Annotated in this window: 9 protein-coding genes; 3 read left to right on the forward strand and 6 right to left on the reverse strand. The window is 72.8% G+C overall.

Going from position 1 to position 6,521, the window contains the following annotated elements:
• Positions 1-140: 140 nt before the first annotated feature.
• The 6 genes from A5481_RS24905 to A5481_RS24925 form a co-directional block, all read right to left on the reverse strand.
• Positions 141-590, reverse strand: a complete 450-nt coding sequence (locus tag A5481_RS24905; RefSeq protein ID WP_048436686.1) for a CsbD family protein — start codon at positions 588-590, stop codon at positions 141-143.
• A 72-nt stretch (positions 591-662) separates the two neighbouring features.
• Positions 663-866 (reverse strand): CsbD family protein, encoded by a 204-nt coding sequence (locus tag A5481_RS24910; protein ID WP_064504396.1) that lies wholly within the window; start codon positions 864-866, stop codon positions 663-665.
• Between the two features lie 74 nt (positions 867-940).
• Positions 941-1,855, reverse strand: coding sequence for a hypothetical protein (locus tag A5481_RS24915; protein WP_064504397.1), 915 nt, complete (start codon positions 1,853-1,855; stop codon positions 941-943).
• A gap of 132 nt (positions 1,856-1,987) precedes the next feature.
• Positions 1,988-2,389: a CsbD family protein gene (locus A5481_RS24920; protein WP_048435682.1), complete on the reverse strand. Its 402-nt coding sequence runs from the start codon at positions 2,387-2,389 to the stop codon at positions 1,988-1,990.
• A 67-nt stretch (positions 2,390-2,456) separates the two neighbouring features.
• Positions 2,457-2,615, reverse strand: a complete 159-nt coding sequence (locus tag A5481_RS32780; RefSeq protein ID WP_082173307.1) for a CsbD family protein — start codon at positions 2,613-2,615, stop codon at positions 2,457-2,459.
• Positions 2,616-2,709: 94 nt separating this feature from the next.
• Positions 2,710-4,170, reverse strand: a complete 1,461-nt coding sequence (locus tag A5481_RS24925; protein WP_048435683.1) for a helix-turn-helix transcriptional regulator — start codon at positions 4,168-4,170, stop codon at positions 2,710-2,712.
• A 297-nt stretch (positions 4,171-4,467) separates the two neighbouring features.
• Here A5481_RS24925 and A5481_RS24930 point away from each other — a divergent pair, with 297 nt between their 5' ends.
• The 3 genes from A5481_RS24930 to A5481_RS24940 form a co-directional block, all read left to right on the forward strand.
• On the forward strand, positions 4,468-5,154 hold the full coding sequence (locus tag A5481_RS24930) for a sigma-70 family RNA polymerase sigma factor (protein ID WP_048435684.1): 687 nt from the start codon (positions 4,468-4,470) through the stop codon (positions 5,152-5,154).
• 177 nt (positions 5,155-5,331) lie between these two features.
• Positions 5,332-5,526, forward strand: a complete 195-nt coding sequence (locus tag A5481_RS24935; RefSeq protein ID WP_245239034.1) for a hypothetical protein — start codon at positions 5,332-5,334, stop codon at positions 5,524-5,526.
• An 86-nt stretch (positions 5,527-5,612) separates the two neighbouring features.
• The coding region (locus tag A5481_RS24940; protein WP_156655650.1) for a HAMP domain-containing protein at positions 5,613-6,521 on the forward strand (909 nt) is incomplete at its 3' end.

Raw genomic sequence — 6,521 nt, forward strand, 5'->3', positions numbered from 1 at the left:
CGCCCGAATGTCAGTACGTCCGGCCCGGACGCGGGCGCGAGCCGCGCCGGCCGAGATAGGCGATCAGCCGTGGCAGGACGAAGAGCGTGAAGATCTTGCGTAGCATGGCGGGTCTCCTGTCGGATCGGCGCGGTCGGGGGTCAGCGCGAGCGGCGGACGAGCCAGCCCGCCGCGAAGGCGAGGGCGGCCAGCCCGATGAGGGTGTTGGTGCGGTGGCCTTCGGCGTAACGCGCGGCGCGCTCTCCGTAGGCCTGCCCGCGGCGATGGACCGCGCGGGCGGCGTGGCGGCCGTCCTCGACGAGCCCGTCGGCCCGCTCGCGGGCCGTGCCGGCCAGGGACTCCGCCCGCTCGCGGGCCGTGTCGGTGAAGTGCTCGGCCCGCTCGCGGGCCTCGCGGGCGAGATGGCGCCCGTCGTCGATGAGATCCTCGGCCTGGTCGCGGGCGCGGCCGTAGGTGTATTGCGCGCCGCCGGCCACCTGGTTGGCCGCGCCGCGGACCTGGCGGACGGGGTCGCCCGTGAGGCCGCCGATCGCGGTCTGCACGCGGCCCTTCAGGTGACGCGACGCGCCACGGAACTCGTCCCGGTTCATGCTGTCCTCCTGAGTCTCGGGAAACGGGCGGCGGGACGGTCCCACCGCCCGGTGCGCCCGACGTGCCGCCCTTCAGCGGCGGCCCGTCAGGCTGTCGGCGACGTTCTTCACGCCGTCCTTGACCTCGCCGACGGTGCGCTGGGCTTCGCCCTTGAGCTCCTGGGCCTTGCCCTCGGCGACGAGACGGTCGTTGCCGGTGACCTGGCCGACGCCCTGCTTGACGTTGCCGACGGCCTCGTTGGCAAGGCCCTTGAGCTTGTCGGTGGTGCTGCTCATCGAACTCTCCTGCGGGATGGCGGGTGGAGGGAGGGGGAGGGCGGCCCCCGCCGGGCGGCGGGGGCCGGACCGCCTCAGACGCGGCGGGTGGTGGTGTCGGCGCCGACCAGCTTCGGGGCGCCGAGGCGGCCGCCGAAGAAGGCGGCGGCGGCGCCGAGCAGCAGCGCGATGGCCGCGTAGAAGGCGCCCTGCGTGGCGGCCGACTTGGCGGTCACGGCCGCGGCCTCGGCCTTCTGCTTGGCGGTGGCGACCGCCTGCTCGTACTGCTTCTGGTAGTCGTCGATCTGCGCCTTGGCCTGGTCGGGCGAGATGTTCTGGGCCTTGGCGAGCGCGTCGGCGGCGCGGGTCTTGGCCTGCTCCTTCTGGGCCGCGTCACCGGTCAGCACGGCGCGCACGGCGGCGACCGCCGCGTCGCGGGCAGCCTGCGGGTCCTGGCCGGCGGCCTGCTGGCGCACCTTGTCCTCGATGCCCTCGAGCGGGTTCTGGACCTTCGACAGCGACGGGGCCGCGGCCTGGGCGGCGGTCTGCACCGTGCCGCCGACGAGGTTGCCGGCACCGCCGAGCGTGCTCGAGACCGTGCTCAGCGTGCCGCCGACGAGGCCGCTCGCCGCCGAGGTCACGAGGTAGATCACCACCAGGGTCGTCACCGCCCAGGAGACGAGGCCGTGCAGGGCGGCCGCCCCCGGCAGCGGCTTGCCGGAGAGCCGGCCCGCGATGGCGCCGCCGACGAGCGAGGCGACGATGCCCGAGACCACGAACCACAGGCCCGCCCCGGTCGACAGGGTCGAGGCGGCCGGGTTGTCGGTGGCGTTGACGCCGACCGAGGACAGCCCGACGCCGACGCCGACGAGGTTGAGGATCACCTGCGTCACCAGGGCGGTTACGGCACCGGCGAAGATGGCGCCCCAGGAGACCTGATTGAGCAGGACCGCGCGGGTATCGGCCTGGCCCGCGGTCGCGAGGGGGGAGATGGGGGTCTGAAGGGTCACGTCGTTACTCCGGGTCGTTCAACACGTGGTTCTTGGAACGGGCATCGCGAGGTCGGGACGGGCCCGGCCCCGGGCGCTCTCCCGCGCCGGGTCCGGGATGCGCGGCGTCCGTCCGCGACGAAGGGCGCGAGGTCAGTCGCGGTTGGCGTTGACCAGGAGGCCGAGGCCGAAGCCCACGAGGCCGGCGATCACCAGCGAGGCGAGCGGGTACTCGGCGACCTGGTGGCTCACCTGGCGGGTGCCGCGGCGCAGGTAGTGGCTGCCGCGCTCGTAGGCGTCCTCGGCGTAGTCCTGGGCCTGGTCGGCGTAGTCCTGGGCTCGTCCGGAGGCTTGGCCGGCGTAATCCTGCGCCCGGTCGGCGGCGTGGCGGACGGTGTCCTTGGCCTGGCCGTAGACGTTCTCCGCGGCGCCCTGCGCCTCGCGGAAGCGGCCCTCGGCCGAGTCGCGGTGCGAGCCGGTCAGGTCGCCGACGGCGCCCTGAATCTTGCCGCCGAGTTCCTTGGCGGCGCCGGTGATGCGATCCGTGTCGATCATGGGATTCTCCTCTGGTTTCGGTTGCCGTGACGCGGCGCCCACGCGGGGCGCCGGATGCCGTGTGGCGTCAGGTCTGGCGAGGTCCGGCCCCCTTCGGGTCGGTCGCCTCGTCCTTCTGGCGCCGGCCCTCGGTCTGGACCCGGACATCGCCGGTGAGCTTGCCGATGGCCTCCTTCACCGAGCCTTTGACTTTCTCGGTGGAAGTTGTTGGCGCGCGCTTGGTCATGAGCACCTCGTGACGACTGAGAAACCCCGACCGACGCGAAGATGTGGGCTCGTCGCGCACCTTCAATGGTATGAAACTACCGGTAGGCTGAAATTCAGCTACCGGATGCCTGGAGCGGGAAGCCGTGCTCGCGGCCCCACAGGATCACCTCCGTCCGGCGATGCACGCCGAGCTTGCGGTAGAGCGCGGCACCGTGGTTGCGCACGGTGTTGCGCGACAGGCCGAGCTTGCGGGCGATCCCGTCGTCGTCGAGCCCGCTGCAGATCAGGTTCAGGATCTGGCGTTCGCGCAGCGTCAGGTCCGGCACCGCGGCGCCGGGTGCCTCGCGCCCCGGCCGGCGGAGATTCGCGAGCTTCTCGATCAGGCCTCGGCTGAACCACGAGGTGTCGGCCATCACCGTCTCGATCGCGTCGAACAGCTCGCGCTCGGTGTGCTTGCGCTCGGTGATGTCCTGCAAGACCATCAGCACGAACTCGTCGTCGTTGATGGTGACGCGTTCGGCCGAGACCATGCAATCGAGGTCGGCGCCGTTCTCGTGGCGCAGGCACACTTCCAGCCCCAGGACGTAGCCGGAGCGCACGAGACCGTCCTCGAAGCGCCGGCGCTGCCCGTCCGAGACCCAGAGCCCGATTTCCGACGGCGTGCGGCCGACCACCCGGTCCTCGCCGTGGCCGAAGACCCGGCCGAAGGCCTCGTTGATGCTGGTGACCTGGAAGTCCCTGGCCCGGGCCAGCAGGGTCGGGACCGGGGTGAGGCGGAACGCCTTGGCGAAGCGCTCCTCGCTCTGGCGCAGGGCCGTCTCGGCCTTCCGCCGCAGCTCCAGGTCGGCGAAGGTGAACAGCATGCAGGGCTCGTCGCCCATCTCCATCGGCTGGCCGGCGACGATGACGAAGCGGCTGCCGCCGTCGGGCAGCTCGAGGCGCGCCTCCATCTGGGGGATCGTGCCGCCCTGGTCGAGCCGCGACACCGCGAGGTCGCGGTTGCGGGCATTGGCCAGCACGTCGACCTCGTAAACGCTGCGGCCGATCACGGCGTCGCGGGTGTAGCCGGTCATCTCGAGGAAGCCGGCATTGACCTTGACGTGGCGCAGGTCGGAGAGCCGGGTGATGACCGCCGGGGCCGGATTGGCGTTGAAGGTGCGCTCGAAGCGCTCCTCGGCCTCGAACTGGTCCGAGACGTCCTTGAGGATCAAGGCCAGGCAACTCGGGTTGCCCTCCCGGTCGGTGGCGACGAGGCTGCGCAGGGAATGCACGAAGCCGACATCCGGCTTGTCGGTGCGGGTCACCTCCACCACCACGTCGTGGAAGCGCTCGCCGGCGACCACGCGCTCGATCGGATAGTTCTCCGGCGCGCGATGGTTGCGGTAGCGCAGGGCGAAGCGCTCCCGGTAGGCGTCGACCGTCGGGCCGATCTCGTCCAGGCTCTCGGCGCCGTGCATCGCCAGGGCTGCCTCGTTGGCGTAGGCGATGGTCTGGTCGGGCTCGACCAGGATCACGCCCTCGCTGAGGCCGGCGATGATCTGCCGGAGTTCATGCCTGTCGACGCCTGCGGTCACGGCTCGCTCGATCCCCTGTCGGTCTCGCCGCCGGGTCGGCGGCGCCGATTCTGTTCCTGCATCGCCAGGCCGGCGGCCTGGCCCCGCCGCCTCTCGGGCAGCGGAGCACAAACGGATCGCGCGCTAGCGGGTTCCCTCGGGGCAGCGAGATTCACCGGTAGAATCGTATCATTGACGTAATTGCGGGCGACCAAAGATAAGTCGCGTCCCCGCCGGGCCGGCGTACTGCCCCACGGGACTAGCCCGGTGGGACGACCGGTCTAGTCCGATCGACGGATCGTTTGACGAGCCCCTGCCGTGCGAACCAACGACGCGCCGCGCGAACCGGTCGCCGCATCGGACGCCGCCATCGCCCTGATGCAGTCGCATCTCGGCATCCTCCTGCGGCAGTACTATTCCGAGGCCGCCGCGCCCGAGCCCGGCTCGCGCCTCGGCGACGTCCTGGCGCGGCTGACCCGGGCGCTCGATGCCGCCCAGGCCGGGCGCGAGGTCCCGGCCGGCTTCAAGGACGAGCTGCTCGGTGCGGTGCCGCGCCTGCGCCGCTATGCCCAGTCGCTCACCCGTCACGGCGCCGATGCCGACGACCTGGTGCAGCACACCCTGCTCAAGGCCTGGGAGCACCGGCGCCAGTTCGTCGCCGGCACCAGCCTCCCGGCCTGGCTGTTCGCGATCCTGCGCAACGGCTTCTTCAACGGGCGCCGCAAGCACCGGCTCGAGGTGCCCGATCCCGACGGCGCCCACGCCGCCGCCCTCGCGAGCGCCGCGGAGCAGGAGCACAAGGCGACCCTGCGCGACCTGCAGGGCGCCCTCGACCGGCTCGAGCCGGCGCAGCGCGAGGCGCTGGTGCTGGTCGCGGTCGAGGGCCTGTCCTACGAGGCCGCCGCGGACCTGATCGGCTGCCCCGCCGGCACCGTGAAGAGCCGGGTCAGCCGCGCCCGCGACCGGCTGGCCCTCGACCTCAAGCACGAGTTCGGCGACGCCTGACCGCGCGGCCCCGCTCCGCCCGCGCGACCCGGCGCGGGCATCCCCCATCGTTCCGGCGCTATCCCCCGAGGCGTCCGGAACGGTCGCGGGCCGGGCACGGTCCGGTTTCCCCGTCCGTGCCCGGTCCCGTCGCGGCCCCTCCGCCGGGACGACCCGTCATATCGGCTGCGCGGGGCCGTGCGCGCCCCGGACGGGGCGATCGGGGCCCCGCCGATCGACGAGATCATCACCTCGGCCGACCGGCAGCACGCGGTGCGCCTCGCCAATGCCCGCGAGACGAACCCGGCCGACGCGCCGGTGAACGCCCCGTGGCTGGTGGACGAGGGCGGCAGCCTGGTCCGGTCGCTGCGCCGCGCCGACCGGGAGGAATAGTCCGCGCCGGCATCCGGCAGGACATTAATCCGACGTCAAGCGTGTCAGCTCATGTTCGGGCGAGTTTGCCCCAACGGAGCGGCACGGTGTCCCGTCCCCATCTCGTCTCCCTCCGCCTCGACAACATGCGGATCCTCGCCAAGGCGGCGATCCCCGTCGGGCTGCTGCTCGTCCTGCTGGCGGGCCTGTGCGGCTTCTCCCTGTCGCGCATGAGCCTCATCGCCGAGACCTACCAGGGCGTGCTCGGCCGCGAGGTGGCGGCGGGCCGGGCGGCCTCCGAGGTCCAGCTCGCCCTCGCGCGCTACGGCGCCGTGGTGAACCGCATCGTCTCGGAGAGTTCGATGACCGAGCTCGACGCCCTCGAGAAGGAGACCAAGGCGATCGCGGCGGCCCTGCCGGGCCGGCTCGACCGGCTGAAGGCCCTGATGCCCGAGGCGGGCACGCAGGCAGGCCAGGTCCTGACCCGGTTCAACCAGGCCTTCGAGGCGACCGACGACGTCATCACCAAGACCTTCGGCAGCCAGCAGGACCAGGCCCTCCGGGTCGGCCGCGAGCGCGTCGACCCCGCGCTCGCGGAGGCAGGCCGGGCGCTCGCCGCGATCGAATCCAACGCCGAGGCGATGATGCGGGAGGCGAGCGCGACGGCGGCCGCCGCCGGCGAGGGGGCCCGGACGACGACGATCGCCGTGGCCGCGACGGCGGCCGCGGTCGCGCTCGTCCTCGCCTGGCTGATCCTGCAGCGCGGCGTTGCCGGCCCGGTCGTCGCGATGGCGCGCACCATGGAGCGGCTCGCCGCCGGCGACACCGCCGTGGCGGTGGCCGGCACTCAGCGGCGCGACGAGGTCGGCCGGATGGCCCGCGCCGTGCAGGTGTTCAAGGACGGGCTGATCCGCGCCCGCGCCCTGGAGGAGGACGCCGCGCTCGCCCGCGCCTCGACCGAGGCGCAGCGCCGCGCCGGCATGCGCGAGATGGCCGATGCCTTCGAGCGGGCGGTC

Source organism: Methylobacterium platani (assembly GCF_001653715.1).
GTDB classification, from domain to species: domain Bacteria; phylum Pseudomonadota; class Alphaproteobacteria; order Rhizobiales; family Beijerinckiaceae; genus Methylobacterium; species Methylobacterium platani.